Here is a 22,598-nt window from a genome sequence, read left to right as displayed (position 1 = left end):
AACCGGCGACGTGCGGGTAGATGGGGGGTGGGTTCGCGCGAAGAGCGCGAAACCTAGGTCGAGGGGTTCAGCAGCGCAGCCTTCCCGGCTTGTCCGCCAGCGGCCGTCAACGCAGCCGGCGCGCCGCAAGCCAACCGGTTGTGCGAAACGCACGCAAGCCGACTGGTTGTGCGGAACGCACCTCGTGGCCGACCGTCTTACGGGGCGCCCTTCGGTTCTTGGAGGCTGCGGCCGCGTTGCCTCTGGCTCCCGCCCCCTGCTGGTGCGACGATCCGGGGATGAGAACTGACCGGGTCGCGCGGATCGGGATGACGTCGCTGACGAGCGCTCTGGTGATGCTGCTCGGTGCATGCAGTGCCAGCGAGACCGCTACCCCCGCAGCACCAAGCGCCGCCGTCTCCGAGGCCGCACCAGAGGCACAACCCCCAGCCGTGCGCCCGAGGTCGACGACCAGCGACCCTGCCGCTCGGGACACGAGCGGTGCATCGTTCGGCGTGGACAAGGTGTCTTGGCCGGCCACCACCCAGGGGGCCCTCAAGCTCCTGAACGCCCTGCCTCAGACCTTCCGTGGCGAACCGCTGGAGGTCTTCTCTTCTCCGACCGAGGAGGAGGAGGAGTACGGAGCCAGCGCCTCGGCCCAGTACGGCGACGACAACTCGATCAGCGTCACCGACGAGTACACCACGACGGACACCGAGTCCGGCGAGCCGGAGCTCTTCACCGCCGAGCAGCTCCTTGCAGCCAGCTTCGGGCTCGTCTTCGCCTGCGCCAAGCGCTCCTACCGCGGCACCATCAAGCCACTTGAGGGCGGTCAAGGCCCAGGGTATGACTCGCCGGCACGGTCGTCGAAGACGAACTGGTTCTCCTGCCGCATCGATGGTGCCGAGGGCGACGACGACTTCACCGGACATGCCGTTGGATGGACCAGCAAGAAGGCTGCCTGGCTGGTCATCGCTGAGGACGAGAAGGCCGCGCGGACGATCATCGCCGGACTCGAGGCCTCATCCAAGTAGGCAAGCTGGCGATCGTTGAGGAGGCGCGTGGACCGACGACATTTGCTGAATGCTGGGTTGCGGTCGGCCGGTCCTCCACATCCATCGCCGAGACCAGTACGAGAGCAGTCCAACGGTAGGAGTGGCTGCGCCACTCCAAGACGTACCCCTAGACCGGTGCCACCCCCAGGCTCGTCGGGGCCGCACCCAGACGTGACGGGTCGTGCCCGTGATCGCGTACCGCCGGTCCTTCCGCCGCTGCCCAACCCGCCTATTGGAACGTGTGTTCGATGGAGAGATAGATTGCCCCGACCGCCGAGCGGAGGGGAGCAGGCCGGTTCGGCGCCACCCGTGGCACAGGCCGCCGATGTGGGCAAGGTTGCGAGGGTATCGAATCAGGGTCGGTGGCAACGCGTGCTGCTCGACGGCCCTTGCCCAGGCCGACTGGTCGGCGTGGCGGCCGCTCTGGATCGTCATCTAGGACGCCGGGCCACTCGAGTCGAGCTGAATGCGGCGCGCCGCACTGCCTCTCGCATGGCCGCGGATGGCCGCCTGTCAGTACACCTAGTGCGGGTGCATCCGGGACAACGAGCGGGCGGCGGCGTGTTCATGGTTGCCGCTCGGCCCAATGTCGAGGTCGACGGGCACCGGTTGCAAGAGGCCGCGCGCGGCCGAACCGCCGCCGCCAGTGATCCAGCAGGCGCAGAGCGGGAACGCCAACGCACCGCTCACCATGCTGACCAGGCCGCCACCCTCCTCAAACAGGCCGCCGAGCATGCCCTCGCAATGAACGTCGACCAACTGCCACCCGACCAGGCCGTCCAGGTCGACGGCCGACTAGCTGCGGCGCTCTCGGGGTCAGGCGCTACAGCGACGGCTCCAACGACGCAGAGGCCACGCCGCCAAGACTCGGTGAAAGGACGCAGGCGGGCCTGATGGAGACCGAGCCAACAGGCCGGCCAAGGGTCACCAACTCACAGCTGCTTCAGCTTCGCAGCTGGGGAGCTAGTCACCGTCAGATCGCTTCCATGCTCGGGCTACGCCGCAATACCGTCAGCATCCGACTCAGCCGAATCGACCGGGCCCGCCGCAAGCAGCAACAGGCCAACCTCACAGTTCGGCTCAGACGAACCGGTCGACCGGTGCTGACATCTGCCGCTCCGATGCGAGCGACCGCGTCCTGCAGGGCCCGAGCGCGACTCAGTGGCGATCAGCGGAAGCAGAGCGGGACGCCCGCCGCGGCACTTCGACGGGCTCGCCTTGCCGAATCTGGCTCTACTAGATCAAGGGCCTCGCTGCGCTCGGCCTGCCAACGCGTGTCCTCGCTCCGCTGCGGGCCGCGCCGGCACCAGCATCATCGCGAGACTGCGTGAACCGAGCCGAGGAGGCGATGGCTCAACCGTCATCGATTCGGCCATGGGCGCCAGCTACGGGTGGTCCGATCTCGAGCGACTGTGGAAGCGGCGACCGGACTATCGTTCGACGGGCATTTTGGCGCCTAGCTCCCGATCTAGAATCTAGGACAACCAACCCTCAGGAGGGGCGAGCGTGACACAGGCACGAACCGAAGCGGACCAGCGCAAGGTTTTCGTGATTCACGGGAGAAACGAGGCTGCCCGGCGAGGAGTGTTCGCCTTTCTCCGCTCGCTCGGCCTGGAACCGATCGAGTGGTCTCGCGCAATCGCCATGACCGGTAAGGGCTCACCTTATATCGGTGACGTGCTCAATGTCGCGTTCGGGCAGGCACAGGCCGTCGTGGTTCTACAGACACCTGACGACGTCGCTCACCTTCACGAGTCCCTCACCTTTCCCGGCGATGCCGATACGAGTCCCCAGATGCAGCCTCGTCCCAATGTGCTTTTCGAGGCCGGGATGGCGCTAGCGCGCGATGAAGACCGCACCATTATCGTTGAACTCGGCCAGATTCGGAGCTTCAGCGACATCCACGGGCGTCACGTCGTGCGCCTCAACAACTCGGTCGAGCGGCGGCAAGACCTCGGAACCCGGCTACGCACAGCAGGGTGCCTAGTGAATCTCGACGGCACGGACTGGCACACCGAGGGCGATCTCACTCCTCCGGCGACCCCAGGAGGCGGTCTCCCGCTTGGCCGAAAACTTCCTTCCTCGCAGACCTCAGGTCAACCTCGTCTAAGCGTGACATTGAGCAAAACCAACAAAAGCACCCAGCGGATGACCCTCACGAATCATGGACCGGGCGACGTCTACGACTTGGACTTTGAGCTGGTCGACGATAGGGAGGGGACGCGCGAGTGGCGGGAAGAAGGCTTTCCCGTGCCGAAGCTGCCGGCCGGAAAATCAGTGAGTGCCGCTAGATACCTCACTCTTGCATCCAGCACGCCACCATATTTTACGGTCTTGCTGACCGGCAGAACGGCCGACGGCGTCGAAGTGCGGCAGGAGGAGTTTGTCGGTGAATGACAACCATGAGATCAAGGTCTCGATATCGATCCCGCAGGATTCAGACGGTTTCATACGCCGAGAGTGTCCGCACTGCATGCAGCAGTTTAAGTGGCACGACGGACCGGCTAATGAAGAGGCTGAGCACCAAACCTCTCCGGTAGCTTACAGCTGCCCATTGTGTGGACAACCGGCCGCACTGGACTCTTGGCATACCACTCAACAGGTAAAACTCATCCAACAGATTGCAATGCCTCAAGCCATGGCAGTCATTCAGGATGATCTGGAGGCAATGTTCCGCGGAGTCAAGGGCATGACCTACAAGCGAAGTACTGGCGAGACCTTCGAAGCGCCTGTGCCGTTGACAGAACCCGATGACATGGTCATCGTCGCATCACCGTGTCACGGCTACGAGCCGGTGAAGGTTCCTGAGGAACACACCGGACCGCTGTTCTGTCTGGTGTGCGGATCAGCCTTCGCTGTCTAGCTACTAGTTGACCGCCCCCCCACGGCGACTCCCCTCAGGTTCCGCAGAGTCAACCAAGCGCAGCAGGCCGACCTTGTGCGCTGGTTGGTCGAGGGCATGAGGGCCTCACGACGGAGCGAAAGTGTAGTAGCCAGTGCAAGCCAGCGCAAGGTATCTCGGGACCCAAGGCCGCTTGCGGGCTCTGGTCGACTGTCGTCAAGCCGTGGGCGCTGGCGTGCTGTCTTCGGGCTCAGACTTAGCGAGAGCAACGGGGTCAGCACCGCAATTCACATACACCCGCACTATCCGCCCGTCGTGTTTCTCGCCAAAGACTCCGTAGAAGCCGTCGCCCCACCCGCTCTGAAACGCGACCCCGGCACCGACTTCGCCCGTGTCGCGATACAAGAGTTCGCCGTAACCCCGCGACAGGGTGGCCTGGCAGGCGCCGTTGTAAGAGTACTTGAAAGTCTCCGGTGGCTCCGGATCGGGAAGTTGGGCCAGGCGACCCGACACAATGAGATCCTTCGGCGCCGCGCCGCCCAGGATTTCGAGCGGCTGATCGAAAGCGGCGAAGTCTTCTCCTTCCGTCAAAATCGCGCCCGTCTGAGTGTCGCGGTACGACCGTCGGCTTAGATAGGGCTCGGACTGCCACTGATCATCGACGTAGAAGGGGTCCGTGATCATGAGCTGGCCACTGTCGACGCCAACTGTCCCTAGGAACACCACTTCCATCTCGACGACGCCATCCTCCCTATCCGCTAGGTATTCCAGGTACTCCTCATACTCGGGGTCGTCGGGGTCGGGTTGCTCCATTGCCAGCACTGCGCGGAAGCCTTTAGTCTGATCGAGATCTCGTTGCAGCAGCTTCACCTCCTCCGTGACCCTCTGCAACTCCTCGGAGCCCATGTTTTTATCGTTCGTCAATCTTGCAATCTCGTCCTCGCGAATGGAAATGCGGTCTGCTAAGACACGCTCGACGGCCTCGGGGCTGCGCTTCTCCAGTTCGACGGCTTTCTCTCGCCAGTAGTCGACTTGCTTGCTGGCCAGGGCCCGCTCCGCATCTTTAGTTCCTATCGTCGCCTTCAAGTTCTCGAAGTACATCTTCCAAACAATTCCGCCAGTGACGATCGCCCCAGCGTTCAGAACTATCTGAACCCACTCCGTCACCGAATCAACAAGCGCCATGGTCGGGCTCCTCTCGCCTCCATCCGATATGGGTAGCCTAAGCCGCGCCGAGGCGGTCGGCACCCCGCCTGCGGCTGGTGACAGCAGCCGCGACAGCAGACCGGTCGCGTTACGACGGACCGGCCCTCACTGAAGGGTGGGAGATCCCAGAGGCTGCGGCCGCGAATGTTCGATCCCTCTGCCTCCGGCGCTTGTCCTCCGGACCCAGGGTGCTCTCTTGCTCCCCGTTCTGCGTGGCAGCGCCGCGTCGCCCCGACCCGCAGGGTTGCAACGGCACAAGATGGCCATGACGGCCAGACTGACAGCCAATCGTCATGCAAACGGGCATCACCGGGGGAACTCGCACGGACGAGATCGAGTTTGTCGAGGGCCGCGGCCAGAGCTACGGGCTGACACAGAAGCGACCACGCGACGGCAGCCACCAGTCCTCACCACTGCTGCCAACGGATACCTTCCGGTCAGGATGCGTCGCTGAGGGCAGCCGACAGCGGCAAACGTTGAGGCTCAGCCGGCCGGGCGCGGCAGTACCTGTACTAGTCGGGTCGAAATCAGCGAGTTGGAGCCATCGACCGACAGCCAGGCTGACAGCCAATCGCCACCGCAACGGGCGCTCAGGAGGGCACGCGCACGCACGTGGGCGAGCGTGGCTCCCTTCGGCCCGAGCGAGACGGGCTGCGATGGCATGGAAGAGGTCAGGGGTTCGAATCCCCTAAGCTCCACCATCAACACCGCTGGGCACAGCGATCTCACTCCCGTGGTGGGCCCAGGCCCGGACCACCCCGTGGCCCGCAGATCAACCCCCCGGATGAGGGTGCTGCTGACGGCGCCACGGCGCTGACACTTGAAGCTGAGAGCCACCCGCGGTGGCTGGCCCCCTCCAGCACCGCGGTGGTCGTCTCATCGGAGCGCGCCTCCTGGACCACGGACCCCCTCCTGTGGTCCGAGGCGATCGCTCGAGAGGGCTCACCGCTCGGCGGTGAGCCCTCCTCCGGTTGCGCGGGACGGGCCCGGGCGACACGACCAAGGCGGGCCAGGTCGGGATCGTCGCGGTGCGGCAGGATCTGACGCGTGGTCTCGACCTCGTCGAGGCCACTGGAGAGCGTTCGAAGGAGGGCTCGATGGACGTCGCCGCAGTCAGCCAGGAGATGGAAGAAGCGCGCGTCACCTTCCACGCACTCGTCCGGCACGCGACTGCGACCGACCTCCGGCTCCGCACCGCCGGCACCCGCTGGACGAACCGTCAGCTGCTGTTCCACATGGTGTTCGGCTACCTGGTCGTCCGCACCCTGCGACCCTTCGTGCGCGGCTTCGGCCGGCTCCCGATCACCTGGAGCCGCCGCTTCTCCGCCGCTCTGCACGCAGTGCGCCGGCCGTACCACCTGGTCAACTACCTGGGCTCGTGCGTCGGCGGCACCCTCCTGAGCCCGTCCCAGTCCGCTGCCCTGCTCGACCGGGCGATCGCCGTCCTGCGGCACGGCCTGGCGACGGAGACGGAGCAGGACCTGGCACGGCGCATGGCGTTCCCCGTCTCCTGGGACCCCTACTTCCGCGACACGATGAGCCTGCTCGACGTCTACCACTTCGGCACCCAGCACTTCGAGCACCACCGACGCCAGCTCACGCTCGACGACCAGCCGCGCTAGCTGCACCGGCTGCTGGCCGACTCTCGACCCACCCGCGGGCGCAGCCGCGCGTGCTGAGTTCCCGTCGTCCGGTCGACGCGGTGGCGACGGGAACTCAGCACTCGTCCCGGCCAGGGGGCGCGGGTACGCCACCGCGCTTAGACTGCGAGGTGCCGCAGGCTCGTCGTGTCGGGTCAACCAGGACCTCTCCGTCCGAGGTGAACACCGACCGCTCCCTCCGGAGCTAGAGACGACGTTCTCGTGCCCGTTGACCCTCACCGCCCCGCCCCGCCTGCCGCCGTCGCCCGCCTCGCCGCAGCGGCGCCCTCGAGGATGGGTCCGGATGCCTGACCTCGAGGAAGCCGCCGCTGTCGCAGCGGCGAGGACGACCGCCGGTGCGCCCAGCCTGGACCTGGCTCGGCGCAACCGCTTGTTGAACGAGCTCTCCGACGCCGACCTCACCGAGCTGCTGCGGGAGGCGACCGCGCCCACGCTCGACCTGGGCACGGTGCTGTACGAGCCCGGCCGGCCGGTCACCGCGGTCCACTTCCCGCTGACCGGGGTCATCTCCCTGGTCACCGATCTCGGGGACCTGGTGGTGGAGGCCGCCACCGTCGGGAACGAGGGCATGTCGGGGATCTCGGTGTTCCTGGGGGCCCAGGCGCCCACCGAGCGCGCCAACGTCCAGGTCGGCGGCCGCGCCATCGCCATCGGCGCCGACGCGTTCGACCGCGGCGCCGCGTCCGTCGACGGCCCCCTGTACGCGATCATGCGCCGCTACACCCAGATCCTGTTCACCCAGCTGGCCCGGAACACCGCCTGCAACCGGGTCCACACCGTCGAGCAGCGCGCCGCCCGATGGCTGCTCGCCACCGCCGACCGGATGGACACCCCGACCTTCGGCCTCACCCAGCACTTCCTGGCCCAGATGCTCGCCGTCCGCCGGGCCTCGGTGAGCAGGATCGCCAGCACCTTCGCCGCCCAGGGCTGCATCCGCTACACCCGCGGCACCCTGACCATCCTCGATCGCGCCCAGCTGCGGACCCACGCCTGCTCCTGCTACCAGGCCGTCCGCGACGCCACCGACCGTGCCCTCGCCGCCGGATCCACCCCCGCCTCCTGACGGCCGACCGGGCGGCGTCCGAACGTCGGCGATGCACCCGCACCTCGGGACGCCGGCCGTCGGCCGTCGGCCCTTGCTCCGGATGCGTGCGGTGGAGCGCCCTCCTTCTGTACCCTAGGTGACATAGCCGGCGGGACGGGCGTCGAGCTGGAGCTGCGGGTCCCCCTGGCGCCGGGCACGGGTCGATGCCGCCACGGGCACGCAGCGCAGCTCGTCGGTGTGCGCGCCGGACGCCGGCTGGGCCTCGCGCTGACAGCCCCGAGCGAGATTCGAGGTCAACCCGCCATGACCCGCACCGATGGTGCCGACGCTCCCACCGTCGACCCCGGCCCGCAGCCCGCACCCCTGCCCTGGTCCGGGCGGGCGGAGCAGGACGGGGAGGCCGTGGACCTTGAGGCCAGTGTGGCGGCGCTGTCGCGGCTGGCCGCCGGTCGGCTGGGGCTGGAGGAGCTGCTGCGGGAGGTCGCGACCTTCGCCGTCCACGCCATCCCCGGCGCCGACGGGGCGGGGCTCACCCTGCTGCAGGACGACCGCTCCGACACCGTCGTCACCACCACCGACCTCGTCCGGCAGGTGGACGAGATCCAGTACAGCCTGGGTCAGGGGCCCTGCATCACCGCCGCCCAGGAGGGCGAGACCGTGCTGTCCGGCTCCCTCGGCGCCGACCCGCGCTGGCGCCGGTTCGGTGGCAGCGTCGCCAGGCTCGGGGTCCACAGCGCTCTCTCCCTGCCGCTGATCACTCCCGACGGGGTGGTCGGAGCCATCAATGTCTACGCCCTGGCCAAGAACGCCTTCGACGTCCGCGCGGCCACCCTCGGCGAGCTGTTCGCCGTCCCGGCGGCGATCGCGGTCCAGAACGCGCAGGTCCTCGACCGGACCCGGCGGCTGGCCGCCCAGCTCGAGCACGCCGTCCAGAACCGCGGCGCCATCGACCGCGCGGTCGGCATCATCATCAGCCGCGCCGGCGTCGGCCCGGACGAGGCCCTCGCCCGCCTGCGCCGACTCAGCCAGATGGAGCACCGCAAGCTCGCCGACGTCGCCGACAGCGTCGTCGACGAAGCGGCTGCCCGCGCCCGCGCCCGCGCGCGCTACAACCTCTGACGGCGGGCGGTGAGCCGTCCGGGACGGCTGAGGTGGTGGGAGGGCGCGCCGCTCGGGGGAGCTCGTCGCGGCGGCCCGACGAGGCCGCACCACGGACCGACGCCGGCGCGGCTGATGATCAGGGCGCCGTCGGGCACGCGTGCACGCCCGGGCTGCCCCGGGCCTCCATCGAGGTGTGTCAATATTGACGAGTGTCCAACTCTGCCGTCCTCAGCCCGGTCGAGGCGGTGGCGTGCTGTTCGCCGTTGTCGCGGGAGCCGATCAGCCAGTCCCGGGCCGAGCAGATCGCGCCGCTGCTGAAGGCGCTCGCGGACCCGGTGCGCCTGCGGTTGCTGTCGATCGTGGCCTCCCACGAGGGTGGTGAGGCCTGCGTGTGCGACCTGACCGACTGCTTCGCGCTGTCGCAGCCGACGATCAGCCACCACCTCAAGGTGCTGCACGACGCCGGGTTGCTGGACCGCGAGAAGCGCGCGACGTGGGTGTACTACCGCGCCCGGCCCGCTGCCCTGACCGACCTGGCCGCCCTGATCACCCCGGCCGCCGGGTCAGCCACGTCGAGGAGCTGCTGATGAGCGCCCCCACCTCCGAGCTGGCCACCGGCGCGCAGGAGACCCCCGCCCGGCTCTCCACGACGGACCGGTTCCTGCCCGTCTGGATCATCGCCGCGATGGCCCTCGGGCTGCTGCTGGGCCGTTTCGTCCCCGGCCTCGACCAGGCGTTGGAGGCCGTGAAGGTCGGATCGGTGTCCCTGCCGATCGCGGTGGGGCTGCTGGTGATGATGTACCCGGTGCTGGCGAAGGTCCGCTACGACGAGACCCACCGGGTGCTCGCCGACCGTCGCCTGCTGGTCACCTCGCTGGTCATCAACTGGGTGCTGGCGCCGGCCTTCATGTTCGTGCTGGCGTGGGTGTTCCTGGCCGACCTGCCCGAGTACCGCACCGGGCTGATCATCGTGGGCCTGGCCCGCTGCATCGCCATGGTGCTGATCTGGAACGACCTCGCCTGCGGCGACCGGGAGGCTGCCGCGGTGCTGGTGGCGATCAACTCGGTGTTCCAGGTCGTGGCCTTCGGTGCGCTGGGCTGGTTCTACCTGCAGCTGCTGCCGTCCTGGCTGGGCCTGCCCACCACGTCGGCGGAGTTCTCGGTGTGGTCGATCACCGTGAGCGTGCTGATCTTCCTCGGCCTCCCGCTGGTCGCCGGGTTCCTCACCCGGACGCTGGGGGAGCGGCGGCTGGGCCGGGACGGGTACGAGGCCCGGGTGCTGCCCCGGATCGGGCCCTGGGCGCTGTACGGCCTGCTGTTCACGATCGTGATCCTGTTCGCTCTGCAGGGCGACTCGATCGCCTCCGAGCCGCTCGACGTGGCCCGGATCGCGCTGCCCCTGCTGGTCTACTTCGCCGTCGTCTTCACCGCCAGCCTGCTGATCGGCCGGGCGCTGAGGATGGGCTACCCGCGCGCCACCACGCTGGCCTTCACCGCCGCCGGCAACAACTTCGAGCTCGCCATCGCCGTGGCCATCGCCACCTTCGGGGTCACCTCCGGCCAGGCCCTGGCCGGCGTCGTCGGCCCGCTGGTCGAGGTCCCCGCCCTGGTCGCCCTGGTCTACGCCAGCCTGTGGGCGCGTCAGCACCTGTTCCCTGAACCCGCCGCCCCGGACGAGCGGGCGGCACCGACTGGAGGAGCACGCCGATGAGTGAGCGTCCCAGCGTCCTGTTCGTGTGCGTCCACAACGCCGGCCGGTCCCAGATGGCCGCCGCGTTCCTCGCCCACCTCTCCGGAGGCCGCGTGGACGTGCGGTCGGCCGGCTCCGAGCCGGCCGACCAGGTCAACCCGGCCGCTGTCGCCGCGATGGCCGAGCTGGGCATCGACATCACGGCCGAGAAGCCGAAGGTCCTGACCGACCAGGCCGTCATCGCCTCGGACGTCGTGATCACCATGGGCTGCGGCGACACCTGCCCGTTCTACCCGGGCAAGCGGTACGAGGACTGGGTGCTCGACGACCCGGCCGGCCGGGGTGTCGACGCCGTCCGGCCCATCCGGGACGAGATCCGCCGCCGGGTCGAGTCCCTCGTCGCCGAGCTCCTCCCGGCCACGGCGGGCTGACCGCGGCCCCGCCCGCCGTCCGCCCCCGGCGGTGACGCCGTCGAGAGGAGCGTTCAGGGGTGTGGTGGTCGCGTCGGTCGGGCTGGGGGGACGGACCCGAGACTCAGCGCCGCAGCGGCCAGCCCGACCCCGGCCATGGCGAGGAGCATGGCGGCGTAGCTGCCCAGCAGGACGGCCAGCGCGGCGCCGAGGAACGGGGCGACGGCGGTGGTGAGGGTGAGCGGAGCGGCGAGGACGCCGCTCAGCGTGCCGTAGTCGCGCGCTCCCCACCGGTCGGTGACCGCGGTCGCCTGCAGCAGGGTGACGATGCCCCGGACCATGCCGGCCGCGACCGCGGACGCGATCAGCGACGGCAGCCAGCTGAGCACCCCGAGCAGCCCGGTCGTCAGGGCGACCGTCCCGAGCACCACGAGCGTGCGGGCGCGGACACCGAGGCGGCGAGCGAGGGGGGCGTGGCTGAGCCGGCCCAGCACCTGTCCGACGCCACCGACCCCCAGGACGACGGCCGCGGTCCCCGGCCCGATCCCACGCTCACCGAGCAGCGGCACCAGGTTCACGACCACCACGTAGGAGGTCAGCGACGTCAGGCCGAACGACACCACCAGCGTGAGGAAGGCCCGGCTGCGGAGCACCCGCCGGGGCGCGTGCGCGTGCGCGGTCGCCGACACCGCCGCGGGTGGTCGCGGCGGCCACGCGAGCCGGAGTCCCCACCCGTGCGCCGGCACGGTGACCACCGCCAGCAGGCCGGCCAGCGCCAGGTAGGTGCTCCGCCAGTCCAGCCGCGAGGCGAGCCCGGCGGTGACGGGGGCGAAGATCGTGCTGGCCAGCCCGGCCGCCAGCGTCAAGATCGTGAGGGCGTGGACGCGCCGGTCGCCGTACCAGCGGGTGAGGGCGGCGAAGGCCGGCGGGTAGAGCACCGCGCTCATCGCCACCCCCGACACCGCCCACGCGGTGACGAACCAGCCGAACGACGGCGCCAGCGCCACCCCGACGACGGAGACGGCGGCCAGCGCAGAGCCGAGGGTCATCAGCCACCGCGGGCCGTGCCGGTCCAGCCAGCGTCCGACGCCGATCCCGAGGACGGCGGAGACGACCAGCCCGAGGGAGAACGCGGCGGTCAGCCGGGTCAGCGACCAGCCGGTGTCAGCGCTGATCCGTCCCGCGAGGACCGGGAAGGCGTAGTAGAGGATGCCCCAGCTGGTGGTCTCGGTGACGCACAAGGTGACCAGGACCCGGTGGAGCCCGCCACGCTGCGGCGTGACGGGCTCCGTGGTCGGGGCGGAGACCATGCGCTGCGCCGGTCAGGGTGCGCTGAGCAGGGTCCCGGTGCTCACCAGCTGAGGTCCCGACGTCTGGCTGACCGGGGCCGGTCCGCAGCAGCCGCCGGACGCGGCGCCCTCGGGGTCGTCGAACAGCCCCGCGCCGCCGCAGACCCCGGTGTCGGGCAGGGTCAGCTCGACCCGCGCTGCGCCCGCGTGGTCGCCCGTGAGCTCCGCGACCACGCTGCGGACCTGCTCGTAGCCGGTCAGGGCCAGGAACGTCGGCGCCCGCCCGTACGCCTTCATCCCCACCAGGTACAGGCCTGACTCGGGGTGGGCGAGCTCCGCCGCGCCGTGCGGGCGGACGCTGCCGCAGGAGTGCAGGTTCGGGTCGATCCCGGCGGCCAGCTGACGCGGTGCCTGCAGCACCGGGTCGAGGTCCAGCCGGATCTCCGACAGGAACGACAGGTCCGGTCGGAAGCCGGTGAGCACGACCACCTGATCGGCCGGCTCCAGGCGGCGGCCGTCCTCGCTGACCAGCACCACCCCGGCGCCGGTCTGCTCGAGCGCTCCGGTCCGGAAGCCGGTGACCATCCTCACCCGGCCGTCCTCGACCGCCTGGCGGGCGCGAGCGCCGAGCGCACCGCGCTGCGGCAGCTGGTCGGCCGTCCCTCCGCCGAAGGTGTCGCCGACCAGCCCGCGGCGCAGGACCCAGGTCACCCGGGTGCCGGCCGCGGGGGCCGCGGCGAGGTCGTTGACCGCCGTCAGGGCGGAGTGCCCGCTGCCGACCACGACGACGTGCCGGCCCGCCCACGACGCGACCTGCGCCGGGGCCGGCGGGCGGTAGGTCAGCCGACCTGCAGCGGCCGCCGCGCGCTCCCCGAGCGCCGCCACCCCGTCGGCTCCGGCCGGGCTCGGCTGCCCCCAGGTGCCCGAGGCGTCGATGACGGCCCGGGCCTCCAGCCGCGACTCCACGCCGTCGGGGTCGACCAGGTGCACCGTGAAGGGCTGGTCCTCGCGACCGGCGGTGACCAACCGGTCCCGCCCCCGCCGCGACAGGCCCGTCACCCGGGCGCCGTAGCGGACGCGGTCACCCAACGCCTCCGCGAGCGGCGCGAGATACCGGGACACCCACGCCGCGCCGGTCGGGTAGCCCTCGGTCGGGGCGGTCCAGCCGGTCGGCTCGAGCAGCCGGGCCGCGGCCGGGTCGACCAGCTCGGGCCACGGCGAGAACAGCCGCACGTGCGCCCACTCCAGCACCGCTGCGCCCGGGCCCGCCCCTGCCTCGAGGACCAAGGCCTGCGCGCCCCGCCCCACCAGGTGGGCCGCGGCCGCCAGACCCTGCGGTCCGGCACCGATGACCACGACAGGGAGCTCGTCCACCCGTCCCACCTCCACCTATCGAAAGAAGTCGATGCGACGACTCTAGCCACACATCGATCGATGTCAATACGAGTGGCATACTCGGAGCGTGCCCACCACGCTGCCGCTGCTCGCCGACGACGACGTCGCCGGCTGCTGCTCACCGCTGACCGCCGGCGTGCTGGACGACGTGGCCGCGGAGCGGCTCGCGCGCGTGTTCAAGGCGCTCGGCGACCCGACCCGCGTGAGGCTGCTCTCCCTCATCGCGGCCGCCGGGGACGACGGCGCCTGCGTCTGCGACCTCGTCGAGCCGGTCCGGCTGTCCCAGCCCACCGTCTCCCACCACATGCGCCAGCTCGTCGACGCCGGTCTGATCACCCGCGAGCAGCGCGGCCGGTGGGCCTACTACCGCCTCGTCGACGGCGCTCTGACCGCCCTCGCCGCCGCCCTGGCTCCCGCCACGGCCAGCTGAGCTGGTCCGAGCGCTCTGCTGCTCCGACGCGCACCTCGGCCAGGCCGGCTCCCTCACCCCGCGCGGCGGTCAGTCGCCCGGGCCCTGCTCGACCGGCACCTGCGTGGTGGCGATCGTGTGGGCGGCCTGGGCGACGGCGCGCGTGGCGGCGGAGAGCGTGCCGTCGAGGTAGGTACCGGGGACGTCGCGGCGTGCCCCGGGGTCGTCGAAGGCCGCACCGGCGTAGAACACGGCGACGGGCAGGGCGGCCACGGCCTGCAGGGCCCTGACGGCCGGGGTCCGGTAACGCGGGAGGTGCGAGGCGACGACGACGACGTGAGCGGGGGGCTGCCGAGCGGCCAGGACCAGCGACGAGATCGGTGTCTGGGCGCCGAGGTAGCGGCAGTCGAACCCCTGGTCGGTCAGCAGCACGGCGAAGGCCTCCAGGGCGAGGGTGTGCTGGTCGTCCGGGCCGCAGGCCAGCACCACCGTGCTGGCGCGGCGGGGCGGGCCGGCCTTCAGCTGCTGAGCCGCCAGCCAGCCCTGCAGGGCGCCGGCCAGGAGGTGCTCGTGAGCCACGTCGCTGCGGCCGTCGGCCCACCGCCGCCCGATCTCCTGCAACGCCGGGAGGACCACCTGCTCCAGAGTCACCGGCAGGCCGTGGTGGTGGCAGGACTCCTCCAGTGCGTCGACGACCCCCTGGGTGTGGAGCCGGTGCGTCGCGGCCACCAGCCGGTCGACGACCGTGGCCGGCGGAGCGGCGAGAGCGGCCGTCACGAGGGCCGCGGCCTCAGCCGCTCCACGCCCGGCGGCGATCTCGTCCCGCATCCGCGTCAGGGCCGCGACGTCCACCGCGCTGTAGCGGCGCTGCCCGCCGGGGCGGTGCCGTCCGGTCGGGAGCTGGTAGCGCCACTCCCACGCGCGGATGGTGGGCGCCGGCACACCCAGGGCGCGGCTGACCGCGCCGATGGTCGGGTTGTCCTGACCGGCTCCGCCTTGCTCGTCGTCGGACTTGTGCATCAAGGGCCTCAGATGCATGATGTGGGCTGCTGGCCACCTTGTCGAGGGAAGTCCGGGTCGACCGGCCCGGTGCGCCGCACCAGCCGGGGCCCACGCCGGTGCAGGAGACTGGGCGCATGGCTGCTGAGCACGAGCAGAGCGACCGGTTCCGTGGCGCCCGCATCCACCTGAGCGATCTCACCGGCCTCGAGATCCGCGACTGCGAGGTCGGCGGTCTGAGGATCGTCGACTGCTACGGGAGCGACGTGCAGCTGGGGGGCGACTTCGGGCGCGTCGTGGTCAACGACGTCGAGGTCACGGCGTACGTCGAGGCCGAGCTGGACCGGCGCCACCCGGCGCGGGTGCTGGCGCGTGAGGCCACGACCGTCGCCGGGTACCGGGCGGCGTGGGAGGCGGTCGAGACGACGTGGCGGACGACCCTCGACCGCGCCAGGCGCCTCCCCGAGCCCCGGCTGCACGAGCAGGTGGACGGGGAGTGGTCGTTCGTCGAGACGCAACGGCACCTGCTGTTCGCCGGTGACGCCTGGCTCGGCAACGCGGTGCTGGAGGAGGAGGGGCCCTACCACCCGTGGGGCCTGCCCGCGGGCGGCATGCCCGCCGACGCGAGCGCGGCCCTGGGGCTGGACCTCGCCGCTGCACCGACGCTGGAGGAGGTCCTCGGGCCGCGGCTCGCCCGGATGGCGGTGATGAGGCGGGTCGTCACCGGCCTCACCGAGGCCGAGCTCGACCGGGTCTGCGGTCGCAAGCCGGCGGACCCGTACCCGGACCAGGAGTACGTGGTGCGCCGCTGCCTGCGGGTGGTGCTCAAGGAGGAGGCCGAGCACCACCGCTACGCCGTGCGCGACCTCGACGAGCTCGCGGCCGAGGGCTGACCCCGGGGGGAGGACCAGGAGCGGCCGCTCCCGCGACGCCGTCTCGCGTACCGGCTGCCGAGCCGACGTCGCCCCCCTAGGGTGGCTCACGGGTCACGGTTCCACGGCTCCTGGACCGACACCGCGTTCGCCGCCCGGACTCGACGCCGGGGCGCCATGGTGCCCGGCTCCTGGGCGGCAGGGGCCGATCCTCTGGTGCACCGATCAGGAGCAGGTGGATGGCGATCGTCCGGGAGCCCGTCGAGGCGCGGAGCACGGTGCGCCGGGCCGTCGCGGCTGCGTGCATCGGCAACGCGGCCGAGTGGTACGACTACGCCGTCTACGGGGCGTTGGCGACCGTCATCGGCGCGGTGTTCTTCCCGGCGGCGGACGCGGCGACCGCTCTCTCGGCCGCGTTCGCCGTCTACGGGACCGCTCTGGTCCTCCGGCCGGTCGGGGCGGTGGTCTTCGGCAGGCTGGGCGACACGCGCGGCCGGCGCTCCGTGCTGGTCGTCGTCATCCTGCTGATGACCGGCGCGACCGCAGGGGTCGGCCTCCTGCCGGGGTACGCCAGCATCGGTCTGGCGGCGCCGGTCCTGCTCGTGCTGCTCCGGGCCGCCCAGGGGGTGGCGGTCGGCGGCGAGGTCGGGGCCGCCGTCGTCTTCATCCTCGAGAGCGCGCCCAGCTCCCGGCGGGGGCGGACCGCGTCGTGGCACACCGCGACCATGGCGCTGGGGATCGGGACGGGGATGGGAGCGGCCGGTCTGCTCTCGGGCCTCGTCGGTGACGCCGGGAGCTGGCCCTCCTGGTGGCGCATCGCCTTCCTGCTGGCGCTGCCCCTCGGGCTCACCGGTCTCTACCTGCGCCGCCGGGTGCCCGAGACCGACCCCTTCGCACGGCTGCAGGCGACGTCACGGCGGCTCGACCACCCGATTCGCGAGCTCTGGCGGCGTCACCGACCCGCGATGCGGCGCGGCTTCTGCCTGGTCGCCGCCGGATCAGCGGCCTTCAACACCTTCTTCATCTTCGTGCCGAACCACCTGGTCGTCGAGCACGGGGCCGCGCTCACCCGGACGTTGCTCGGGACCGCCGCGACCCTGGCCGTGGCGGCCGGTGCCGCCCTGGCGCTCGGCGGTCTGTCCGACCGGGTGGGCCGCCGCCCCGTCGTCCTCGGCTGCTGTGCCGCCCTGGTGGTGCTGGCCGTCCCGGCCATCGTCATCGCCACCCGGGGTTCGCTGCCGGGCGTGATGGCGGCCCAGCTGCTGGTCGGCCTGCCCGTCGTCGGGATCCTCGCGGTCGCGATGCTGGGCGAGGCCTTCCCAGCCCCCGTCCGATCCACGGGCGTCGCCGTCACCGCCGGCGTCGCGACCGCCCTGGTCGGCGGGACCGCGCCGTGGCTCGCGCAGGTCCTCGTCCGGACGACCGCCGGCGAGACGGCACCCGGCCTCTACGTCGCCGTCATCGGCGTCGTCGCCCTCGGGGCGGTCCGGCGCTGGCCGGAGACGGCCTTCCGGGGCCTCCCCTGACGTCGACGCGAGCGCTGCCGGTGCGTCCGGACGAACGGGTCAGGGTCAACGACCCCGCGTCGACCGGTGGTGCGACGCGGCCGCAGGTGGGACGTCAGGCGGCGCCGGCGTCCCACCCGGCGGTGACGACCCGGGACCGTGGGCGACCAGACCCGACGAAGGTCGGCTGGTGGCGCGGGTCGCGCACGGCGCGGGCCTCGACGATGGTCTCGCTGACGGAGCGCCAGCCGCTGTTGCGGGTGACGCCGGGAACTCGGCTCGTGTTCACTGATCGGTCCTCGACACTGCTGTGCATCTCCCTCGGGATGGCAGCCGTCGGCTGCGGAGCGGCTACGGGTCCCGGAGCTGAGCCGACGCTCGTCAGCCCGGCCGCCGGTGCCGTGTCACCGCTTCAGGTGGGTGACCCGTCACCACCCTGGCGAAGGGAGCGGTCGCCGCGAGGACGGGGTCATCTCAGTCGGTGCCGCGCGGTGTCCGCGGCGTGATCTCCACCTCATCTGGTACCCAGGGGGCCGGCGGCGAAACGGAGTCGGTGGCCACCGAGGGGTCCCGCGACGCCCTCGGACGGACGAGCCGACGCCGGGCAGACGCGGTCCCGCCCACGGTCGAGCGCGGGGTCAGCCGGGCCCCCGACCGGCCCGGACGCTGGTGCCCCGCCCTCGAAGTCCGGGGCGGGGCGCGCAGGGTCTCGTCGACCCAGTCGTCGAGGGGACGAGGGGACGGACCGGAACGGTCTCGGGGTCAGCGTCGTCGGCTGGCGCGGGCGGGCCCGCGGCGCTCCTCGGGGGTGAGCCCGCCCCACACGCCGTCGGTCACGCCGGCGCGGAGGGCCCAGTGCAGGCACTCCTGCTGGACCGGGCAGCTCTGGCAGATGCGTCGGACCTCCTCCAGCGCCGCCCAGCGTGCGCCGGCGGTCCCGGGCGGGAAGAACAGGTCGGGGTTCACGTTCTGACAGGAGGCGCCGGTGCGCCAGTCGCCGGCGAGCTCGTCGCGGTGGGTGAGCAGGGGACGCATGGGTTGTCCTCTCGGGGGGCTGGGGTGGGTGAGCGCTCAGCTGGGGAGCTCGCCGGTGTGGTTGAGGGCCTCCGCCACGTCACGGAGCTTGATGTTGCGGTCCTGGGAGAAGGTGCGCAGGAGCTCGAACGCCCGCGCGGCGGTCAGGTGGTAGCGGTTCATCAAGATGCCGGTCGCCTGACCGGTGCTGGTGCGGCTCTCGACGGCGCGCAGCAGGTGGTGCCGTTCGCTGACCGCCCGCAGGGCGAGCCCGGCGTGCCGGGCGAAGAGCACGGCCAGCTCGCGGGAGCTGGTGAAGGCGTTGTCGTCCGCGGCGTACCAGACCAGCCGGGTGGGTCGGCTGGAGCGCGGGCTGTCGAGGTCGGCGACCAGGAGGGAAGGCCAGGGGGTGGTCCGGGTTCCGTCGCCACCGGAGGTCTCCAGGCGCCGCATCCGGCGTCGCTCGAGGTCGGTGACCGGTGACCGTTCCACGAGGTGTTCGTCGGCCAGCTGCTTGCACAGCAGGTCGGTGACGGCCGGGTCGGCGTCGGCGCCGGACTGCAGCCGGTGGAGGACGGGCGTCGGTCCGCGCTGGGCGTGGACGAGGACCAGCACCCCGTCGGCGGTGAGGAGACGCAGGGCCTCGCAGGCGATGACGTCGAGGACGGCCCCGGGGTCGGTGCTGTCGTGCATGCGGGTGGCGGCGTCGAGGAGGGCCGCGGCCACCCGCAGCTCGGACGTGCTGCTCGGCGCGTGGTGGCTGGTGCTGCTGACCTCGGGGCTGGTGGACCTCCGGCCCGCCGAGGTCACGGCCTGCTGCGCTGGTGGTGAGGGATCGATCTGCGACAGATCCATCTGCCGGGCCTCTCGGCCGTCACTCGCGGTAGGGGCGGGCGGCTTGTGGAGGCGGCGCAGGCGGTCTCACAAGTTCCGATTGGCTGGGTCTCAGCTCCTTCATCATGGCCCATGACGCCCGGGAGAGCAAGGGGGCGGGCCTCCGGCCGGCGATACGGTCCTCGCGGCCGAGGAGCCGGTGGGCGTAGGCCAGGGGCGTCAGGCCGGCGACGCCGGCTCGGGTGCGGAGGGCCTGGGGGGCGGTGCCGGGGTCCTGGCCCCGGGCGATCAGGATGCCGGCCGCACGGTTCAGCGCCGCGAGGTCCTCGAGCCCGGTGACGAGCACCCCGCTGGTCACCAGCGGCAGGTCGCCGTCCAGCTCGATGGTGACGGCCCGGGTCCGGCTGCGGTCGAGGACGTAGGTCAGGTCGGCGGCGAGGTCGACGAAGGCCCCCGGCACGGTGCTGTAGAAGGCGGCCTTCCCTCCCGGCTCGTAGGCCGGGGACAGCAGGGGGAGCGGGAGGCCGAGCGACGTCCGGGTCGCCTCGGCCCGCTCGGCCGTGACCGCGGTCAGCGTGACGGGATGACCGGAGTGGACGACCGTGAGCCGCAGACCCGCGTGGCCCGGCACCGCACCGTCGAGGGCGGCGGAGAGGTCGGCGAGGTTCGGACGAGGTGGCCGGGGTCGCTGCCCAGGCAGCTGATCAGCTCGTGGAGCTGGCTGAGGAGGTCGCGGTGGTCCAAGGGGCTATCTCCGAGGGAGCGGATCCGGCCGCCGGATCAGGCCTGCGTGAGCCCGGTGCTGGCCAGCGTGGGTCGGCACGACGGACCTGGCTGCGCGCGACCACCACCTGGACAGGACGCGGTCGCCACCGTCGCTCAGGGCCGGCGCTGGGACCGGGCCCGGCGGACCGCCCCGTCGATGAGGTTCTCCGCGATCGTCAGCAGCTTGGCGTGCTCGTGCTGGCTGAGGGACCGCAGCCGGTTCAGCGCCTCGTCCTCGCTCACGCCGCTGCGGCTCATCACGATGCCGACGGCCCGCTCGATCACCATCCGCGTGTCGAGGGTGGCCTGCAGCTGAGCGGCCAGCCGACGGGTCTGCTCGAGGACCTGGGCGTTCTGCACCGCGATGGCCGCCGGGGCGGCGAACATCTCACCCAGGGCCGCCGCTCGCTCGTCGAACACGTCCTTGGAGCGGGCGTAGACGTTCATCGCCCCCACCACCCCGTCCGGGGTGAGCAGCGGCAGCGACACCACGCTGTGCACGCCCAGCCGGGCGACCCCGCCACCGAACCGCCGCCACCGGACGTCCGCGCCCAGGGACCCGGAGATCACCGTCCGCGCCTCGGCGGCGGCCATGATGCACGGCCCCTGCCCGATCCCGTACTGGATCGCGTCGATCTCGGCCACGAAGTCCGCGGTGGTCACGATCGTGTCGCTGCGCCCTTCTTCGAGCAGCGTCAGACCTGCGCCGTCCGCGCCCGGGATGGCCTGCACCGCCAAGCCGGCCACCCGGGTCAACAGCTCCACGAGCGGCAACCGGTTCGACGCCAGACCCGAGAGCCCGGCCAGGCTCTCGCGCAGGTCCTCCTCCTCAGCCCCGCGTTCCTCGACGGCACGCTCCTGCTCCGCGCCGCTGCCCTCGGTCGTCATGCACCACCACCCACCTTCCGCGGAACCACCAGGACGCTGAGTGTGCCCGACGCGTGGACCCGGTACGCCATCCGGGGCTCGGCACCGGCCGCAGGGCGGGGACGGCCCCCGCTGCGCAGCGCTCGTGCTCGTGCCGACCCCCGCACCCCATCCTCCGCCTGTCGGCGGATCCGCGCACCCCCGTGACGGACACGATCGGGGTCCGACTCGCGGGCGCCGCGGCGGCCTGGGTCCGGTCCCCTACAGTGGAGGTGTTGTAGCCGCACAGCCGGCCCGGGAAGCCTGGAAGCCGCTCCGCCGCCTCCAGGTCACGCACTTGTTGCCGCCGTCCGGACTCCACCAGGCGTGCCCGCCCCGAAAGACGCCGTGACCGTGCCCACGTCCCCTCCGCAGCTCTGCCCTCCCCCGGAACCACCCGGGCCCGGTCGTCGGCCGGCGCCGCTCGACGGTCCTGCCCAGCACCGGAGGGGACGACCGTGAGCGACCCCGGACAGCCGACGACCACCCCTGCGGTGGAGGGCTTGGCAGGCCTGCTGCTGCAGCTCGGCGGCGTGGTGCTGTCGGCCGAGACCCTGGAGACGGCGGTCGCGCTGGTGACCAGGCTGGCCGCGGTGACGATCCCCGGCACCGCCGGGGCCGGGGTCACCCTGGTCGACAGCCGGGGTCGCCGGACCACCGCGGCCTCGGACCCGCTGGTCGGGGAGGCCGACGCCCTCCAGTACGCGTTCGACTCCGGCCCGTGCCTGACGGCGTGGAGCGAGCGGGTCACGGTCCGCATCGACCGCCTGGACAGCGAGGAGCGGTGGCCCCGGTGGACCGCAGCCGCCGCCGAGCTGGGCATCAGGTCGATGGTCAGCCTGCCGCTGGTGGCCGACGACGTCTCCGTCGGGGCGATCAAGGTCTACTCCCGCGAGGCCGGGGCCTATGACGCACGGGCCGAGGCCGTGCTCGGGCTGTTCGCCGAGCAGGCCGCGGTGCTGCTCACCAACATGTTGACCCTGTCGGACGCCCGGCAGCTCAGCGCGCAGCTCAGCGGTGCGCTCCAGCGCCGTGACCTCATCGGCCAGGCCACGGGCGTCCTGATCGGCCGCGGGGCCGGCGACCGCGAGACGGCGTTCGCCCTGCTCGTGGAGGCGTCGCAGCGTTCCGACCTGAAGGTGCACGAGGTCGCCGCCCAGCTGGTGGCCTCGGCCGCCGCTCCCCGCCTCGACGCCCCGCCCCCGCCGTCCCCGTCCGACGGGGGTGTCCCGGATGGCTGAGCCCGCCGGCGCGCCCGCGCCGTCGCCCGAGCGGTACACCCTGTTCGAGGCGGCGTGGCAGCGCACTGCGTGCCCGTTGAGCCAGCTGTGGGTCGAGTACCTGGGCCTCGGCGGCACCGTCGACCTGTTCAGCCTCGACGCCTTCCTGCACGGGGTGATGCCGCTGGCCCCGGTCCAGCAGGACGTCCTCGCGAACGCCATCAACGAGCAGCTCGACGACCTCTACCGGGCGGCGAAGGTGCCCTACCTGCACACCCTCCACGCCTCCCCGGTCGGTCGTGACCCGCTGACGGTGCTCGACGAGCTCTTCGACCGCTGGTCGCACGGCAGCGCCGACCCGGCCTGACCGCCGCACCCGCGGACGAGGCGCGCCCGGCCGC

24 protein-coding genes are annotated in these 22,598 nt (G+C 71.7%); 14 read left to right on the top strand and 10 right to left on the bottom strand.

Annotation, left to right across the window (positions count from 1 at the left end):
• The first annotated feature begins 278 nt into the window (after positions 1–278).
• A complete protein-coding gene (locus BLT72_RS15260) occupies positions 279–1,013 on the top strand; it encodes a hypothetical protein (protein WP_091413910.1) in 735 nt (244 codons plus the stop codon).
• A gap of 543 nt (positions 1,014–1,556) precedes the next feature.
• On the opposite strand, the gene BLT72_RS15255 is transcribed toward BLT72_RS15260, so the two are convergent.
• A complete protein-coding gene (locus BLT72_RS15255; RefSeq protein ID WP_091413909.1) occupies positions 1,557–1,769 on the bottom strand; it encodes a hypothetical protein in 213 nt (70 codons plus the stop codon).
• 771 nt (positions 1,770–2,540) lie between these two features.
• Here BLT72_RS15255 and BLT72_RS15250 point away from each other — a divergent pair.
• Complete coding sequence (locus BLT72_RS15250; RefSeq protein WP_091413908.1) at positions 2,541–3,431, top strand: TIR domain-containing protein; 891 nt, start codon at positions 2,541–2,543, stop codon at positions 3,429–3,431.
• The gene (locus tag BLT72_RS15245; protein ID WP_197677057.1) at positions 3,424–3,897 is read left to right on the top strand and encodes a hypothetical protein; all 474 of its coding nucleotides are present in this window, start codon (positions 3,424–3,426) and stop codon (positions 3,895–3,897) included. Before BLT72_RS15250 ends, BLT72_RS15245 begins: the two co-directional genes overlap by 8 nt.
• Before the next feature lie 195 nt (positions 3,898–4,092).
• Here the strand turns inward: BLT72_RS15245 and BLT72_RS15240 are convergent, their stop codons facing one another.
• A complete protein-coding gene (locus BLT72_RS15240; RefSeq protein WP_091413907.1) occupies positions 4,093–5,061 on the bottom strand; it encodes a hypothetical protein in 969 nt (322 codons plus the stop codon).
• Positions 5,062–6,179: 1,118 nt separating this feature from the next.
• On the opposite strand from BLT72_RS15240, the gene BLT72_RS15235 reads away from it, so the two are divergent.
• The 6 genes from BLT72_RS15235 (at position 6,180) to BLT72_RS15210 (ending at position 11,010) form a co-directional block, all read left to right on the top strand.
• The gene (locus BLT72_RS15235) at positions 6,180–6,704 is read left to right on the top strand and encodes a DinB family protein (RefSeq protein WP_091413906.1); all 525 of its coding nucleotides are present in this window, start codon (positions 6,180–6,182) and stop codon (positions 6,702–6,704) included.
• A 322-nt stretch (positions 6,705–7,026) separates the two neighbouring features.
• Positions 7,027–7,806 (top strand): Crp/Fnr family transcriptional regulator, encoded by a 780-nt coding sequence (locus tag BLT72_RS15230; RefSeq protein WP_091413905.1) that lies wholly within the window; start codon positions 7,027–7,029, stop codon positions 7,804–7,806.
• A 285-nt stretch (positions 7,807–8,091) separates the two neighbouring features.
• The gene (locus BLT72_RS15225) at positions 8,092–8,907 is read left to right on the top strand and encodes a GAF and ANTAR domain-containing protein (RefSeq protein ID WP_091413904.1); all 816 of its coding nucleotides are present in this window, start codon (positions 8,092–8,094) and stop codon (positions 8,905–8,907) included.
• Positions 8,908–9,098: 191 nt separating this feature from the next.
• Positions 9,099–9,476 (top strand): ArsR/SmtB family transcription factor, encoded by a 378-nt coding sequence (locus BLT72_RS15220; RefSeq protein WP_091413903.1) that lies wholly within the window; start codon positions 9,099–9,101, stop codon positions 9,474–9,476.
• Positions 9,476–10,600 (top strand): ACR3 family arsenite efflux transporter, encoded by a 1,125-nt coding sequence (gene arsB / locus BLT72_RS15215; protein WP_091413902.1) that lies wholly within the window; start codon positions 9,476–9,478, stop codon positions 10,598–10,600. Before BLT72_RS15220 ends, arsB begins: the two co-directional genes overlap by 1 nt.
• On the top strand, positions 10,597–11,010 hold the full coding sequence (locus BLT72_RS15210; RefSeq protein ID WP_091413901.1) for an arsenate reductase ArsC: 414 nt from the start codon (positions 10,597–10,599) through the stop codon (positions 11,008–11,010). Before arsB ends, BLT72_RS15210 begins: the two co-directional genes overlap by 4 nt.
• A 53-nt stretch (positions 11,011–11,063) precedes the next feature.
• Here BLT72_RS15210 and BLT72_RS15205 read toward each other — a convergent pair whose 3' ends face one another.
• On the bottom strand, positions 11,064–12,299 hold the full coding sequence (locus BLT72_RS15205) for an MFS transporter (protein WP_091413900.1): 1,236 nt from the start codon (positions 12,297–12,299) through the stop codon (positions 11,064–11,066).
• Positions 12,300–12,311: 12 nt separating this feature from the next.
• Complete coding sequence (locus BLT72_RS15200; RefSeq protein WP_091413899.1) at positions 12,312–13,652, bottom strand: NAD(P)-binding domain-containing protein; 1,341 nt, start codon at positions 13,650–13,652, stop codon at positions 12,312–12,314.
• Between the two features lie 88 nt (positions 13,653–13,740).
• Here BLT72_RS15200 and BLT72_RS15195 point away from each other — a divergent pair, with 88 nt between their 5' ends.
• A complete protein-coding gene (locus BLT72_RS15195) occupies positions 13,741–14,103 on the top strand; it encodes an ArsR/SmtB family transcription factor (RefSeq protein WP_091413898.1) in 363 nt (120 codons plus the stop codon).
• 69 nt (positions 14,104–14,172) lie between these two features.
• Here BLT72_RS15195 and BLT72_RS15190 read toward each other — a convergent pair whose 3' ends face one another.
• Complete coding sequence (locus BLT72_RS15190; RefSeq protein WP_091413897.1) at positions 14,173–15,120, bottom strand: MerR family transcriptional regulator; 948 nt, start codon at positions 15,118–15,120, stop codon at positions 14,173–14,175.
• 98 nt (positions 15,121–15,218) lie between these two features.
• Here BLT72_RS15190 and BLT72_RS15185 point away from each other — a divergent pair, with 98 nt between their 5' ends.
• Together BLT72_RS15185 and BLT72_RS15180 are read left to right on the top strand one after the other, a co-directional pair.
• Positions 15,219–15,974, top strand: coding sequence for a DinB family protein (locus BLT72_RS15185; RefSeq protein WP_091413896.1), 756 nt, complete (start codon positions 15,219–15,221; stop codon positions 15,972–15,974).
• 218 nt (positions 15,975–16,192) lie between these two features.
• Positions 16,193–17,479, top strand: coding sequence for an MFS transporter (locus BLT72_RS15180; RefSeq protein ID WP_091413895.1), 1,287 nt, complete (start codon positions 16,193–16,195; stop codon positions 17,477–17,479).
• 94 nt (positions 17,480–17,573) lie between these two features.
• Here the strand turns inward: BLT72_RS15180 and BLT72_RS22305 are convergent, their stop codons facing one another.
• From BLT72_RS22305 to BLT72_RS15160, 5 genes are all read right to left on the bottom strand, one after another.
• Complete coding sequence (locus tag BLT72_RS22305; protein WP_157720522.1) at positions 17,574–17,747, bottom strand: hypothetical protein; 174 nt, start codon at positions 17,745–17,747, stop codon at positions 17,574–17,576.
• 473 nt (positions 17,748–18,220) lie between these two features.
• Positions 18,221–18,493 carry a WhiB family transcriptional regulator gene (locus tag BLT72_RS15175; RefSeq protein ID WP_091413894.1) on the bottom strand — a complete coding sequence of 91 codons (273 nt, stop codon included), beginning with the start codon at positions 18,491–18,493 and terminating at the stop codon, positions 18,221–18,223.
• A 36-nt stretch (positions 18,494–18,529) separates the two neighbouring features.
• A complete protein-coding gene (locus tag BLT72_RS15170) occupies positions 18,530–19,327 on the bottom strand; it encodes an ANTAR domain-containing protein (protein WP_091413893.1) in 798 nt (265 codons plus the stop codon).
• Between the two features lie 19 nt (positions 19,328–19,346).
• Complete coding sequence (locus BLT72_RS15165; RefSeq protein ID WP_091413892.1) at positions 19,347–19,937, bottom strand: hypothetical protein; 591 nt, start codon at positions 19,935–19,937, stop codon at positions 19,347–19,349.
• A 248-nt stretch (positions 19,938–20,185) separates the two neighbouring features.
• A complete protein-coding gene (locus BLT72_RS15160; RefSeq protein ID WP_091413891.1) occupies positions 20,186–20,959 on the bottom strand; it encodes a GAF and ANTAR domain-containing protein in 774 nt (257 codons plus the stop codon).
• Between the two features lie 476 nt (positions 20,960–21,435).
• Here BLT72_RS15160 and BLT72_RS15155 point away from each other — a divergent pair, with 476 nt between their 5' ends.
• Both BLT72_RS15155 and BLT72_RS15150 read left to right on the top strand, forming a co-directional pair.
• Positions 21,436–22,218 (top strand): GAF and ANTAR domain-containing protein, encoded by a 783-nt coding sequence (locus tag BLT72_RS15155; RefSeq protein ID WP_091413890.1) that lies wholly within the window; start codon positions 21,436–21,438, stop codon positions 22,216–22,218.
• Positions 22,211–22,564, top strand: coding sequence for a hypothetical protein (locus BLT72_RS15150; protein ID WP_091413889.1), 354 nt, complete (start codon positions 22,211–22,213; stop codon positions 22,562–22,564). The genes BLT72_RS15155 and BLT72_RS15150 overlap by 8 nt, the downstream gene beginning before the upstream one ends.
• Positions 22,565–22,598 lie beyond the last annotated feature (34 nt).

It is taken from the genome of Friedmanniella luteola (assembly GCF_900105065.1).
GTDB classification, from domain to species: Bacteria; Actinomycetota; Actinomycetes; order Propionibacteriales; family Propionibacteriaceae; genus Microlunatus; species Microlunatus luteolus.
This window is presented reverse-complemented; position numbering and strand designations above follow the sequence as displayed.

Excerpts from the sequence above, each read along its gene's own strand:
- BLT72_RS15255 (WP_091413909.1), bottom strand. The coding sequence starts at position 1,769 with ATGCTCGGCGGCCTGTTTGAGGAGGGTGGCGGCCTGGTCAGCATGGTG.
- BLT72_RS15170 (WP_091413893.1), bottom strand. The coding sequence starts at position 19,327 with ATGGATCTGTCGCAGATCGATCCCTCACCACCAGCGCAGCAGGCCGTG.
- BLT72_RS15160 (WP_091413891.1), bottom strand. The coding sequence starts at position 20,959 with ATGACGACCGAGGGCAGCGGCGCGGAGCAGGAGCGTGCCGTCGAGGAA.
- BLT72_RS15150 (WP_091413889.1), top strand. The coding sequence starts at position 22,211 with ATGGCTGAGCCCGCCGGCGCGCCCGCGCCGTCGCCCGAGCGGTACACC.
- BLT72_RS15185 (WP_091413896.1), top strand. The coding sequence starts at position 15,219 with ATGGCTGCTGAGCACGAGCAGAGCGACCGGTTCCGTGGCGCCCGCATC.
- BLT72_RS15225 (WP_091413904.1), top strand. The coding sequence starts at position 8,092 with ATGACCCGCACCGATGGTGCCGACGCTCCCACCGTCGACCCCGGCCCG.
- BLT72_RS15180 (WP_091413895.1), top strand. The coding sequence starts at position 16,193 with ATGGCGATCGTCCGGGAGCCCGTCGAGGCGCGGAGCACGGTGCGCCGG.
- BLT72_RS15240 (WP_091413907.1), bottom strand. The coding sequence starts at position 5,061 with ATGGCGCTTGTTGATTCGGTGACGGAGTGGGTTCAGATAGTTCTGAAC.
- BLT72_RS15230 (WP_091413905.1), top strand. The coding sequence starts at position 7,027 with ATGCCTGACCTCGAGGAAGCCGCCGCTGTCGCAGCGGCGAGGACGACC.
- BLT72_RS15235 (WP_091413906.1), top strand. The coding sequence starts at position 6,180 with ATGGACGTCGCCGCAGTCAGCCAGGAGATGGAAGAAGCGCGCGTCACC.
- arsB (WP_091413902.1), top strand. The coding sequence starts at position 9,476 with ATGAGCGCCCCCACCTCCGAGCTGGCCACCGGCGCGCAGGAGACCCCC.
- BLT72_RS15175 (WP_091413894.1), bottom strand. The coding sequence starts at position 18,493 with ATGCGTCCCCTGCTCACCCACCGCGACGAGCTCGCCGGCGACTGGCGC.
- BLT72_RS15260 (WP_091413910.1), top strand. The coding sequence starts at position 279 with ATGAGAACTGACCGGGTCGCGCGGATCGGGATGACGTCGCTGACGAGC.
- BLT72_RS15205 (WP_091413900.1), bottom strand. The coding sequence starts at position 12,299 with ATGGTCTCCGCCCCGACCACGGAGCCCGTCACGCCGCAGCGTGGCGGG.
- BLT72_RS15210 (WP_091413901.1), top strand. The coding sequence starts at position 10,597 with ATGAGTGAGCGTCCCAGCGTCCTGTTCGTGTGCGTCCACAACGCCGGC.
- BLT72_RS15190 (WP_091413897.1), bottom strand. The coding sequence starts at position 15,120 with ATGCATCTGAGGCCCTTGATGCACAAGTCCGACGACGAGCAAGGCGGA.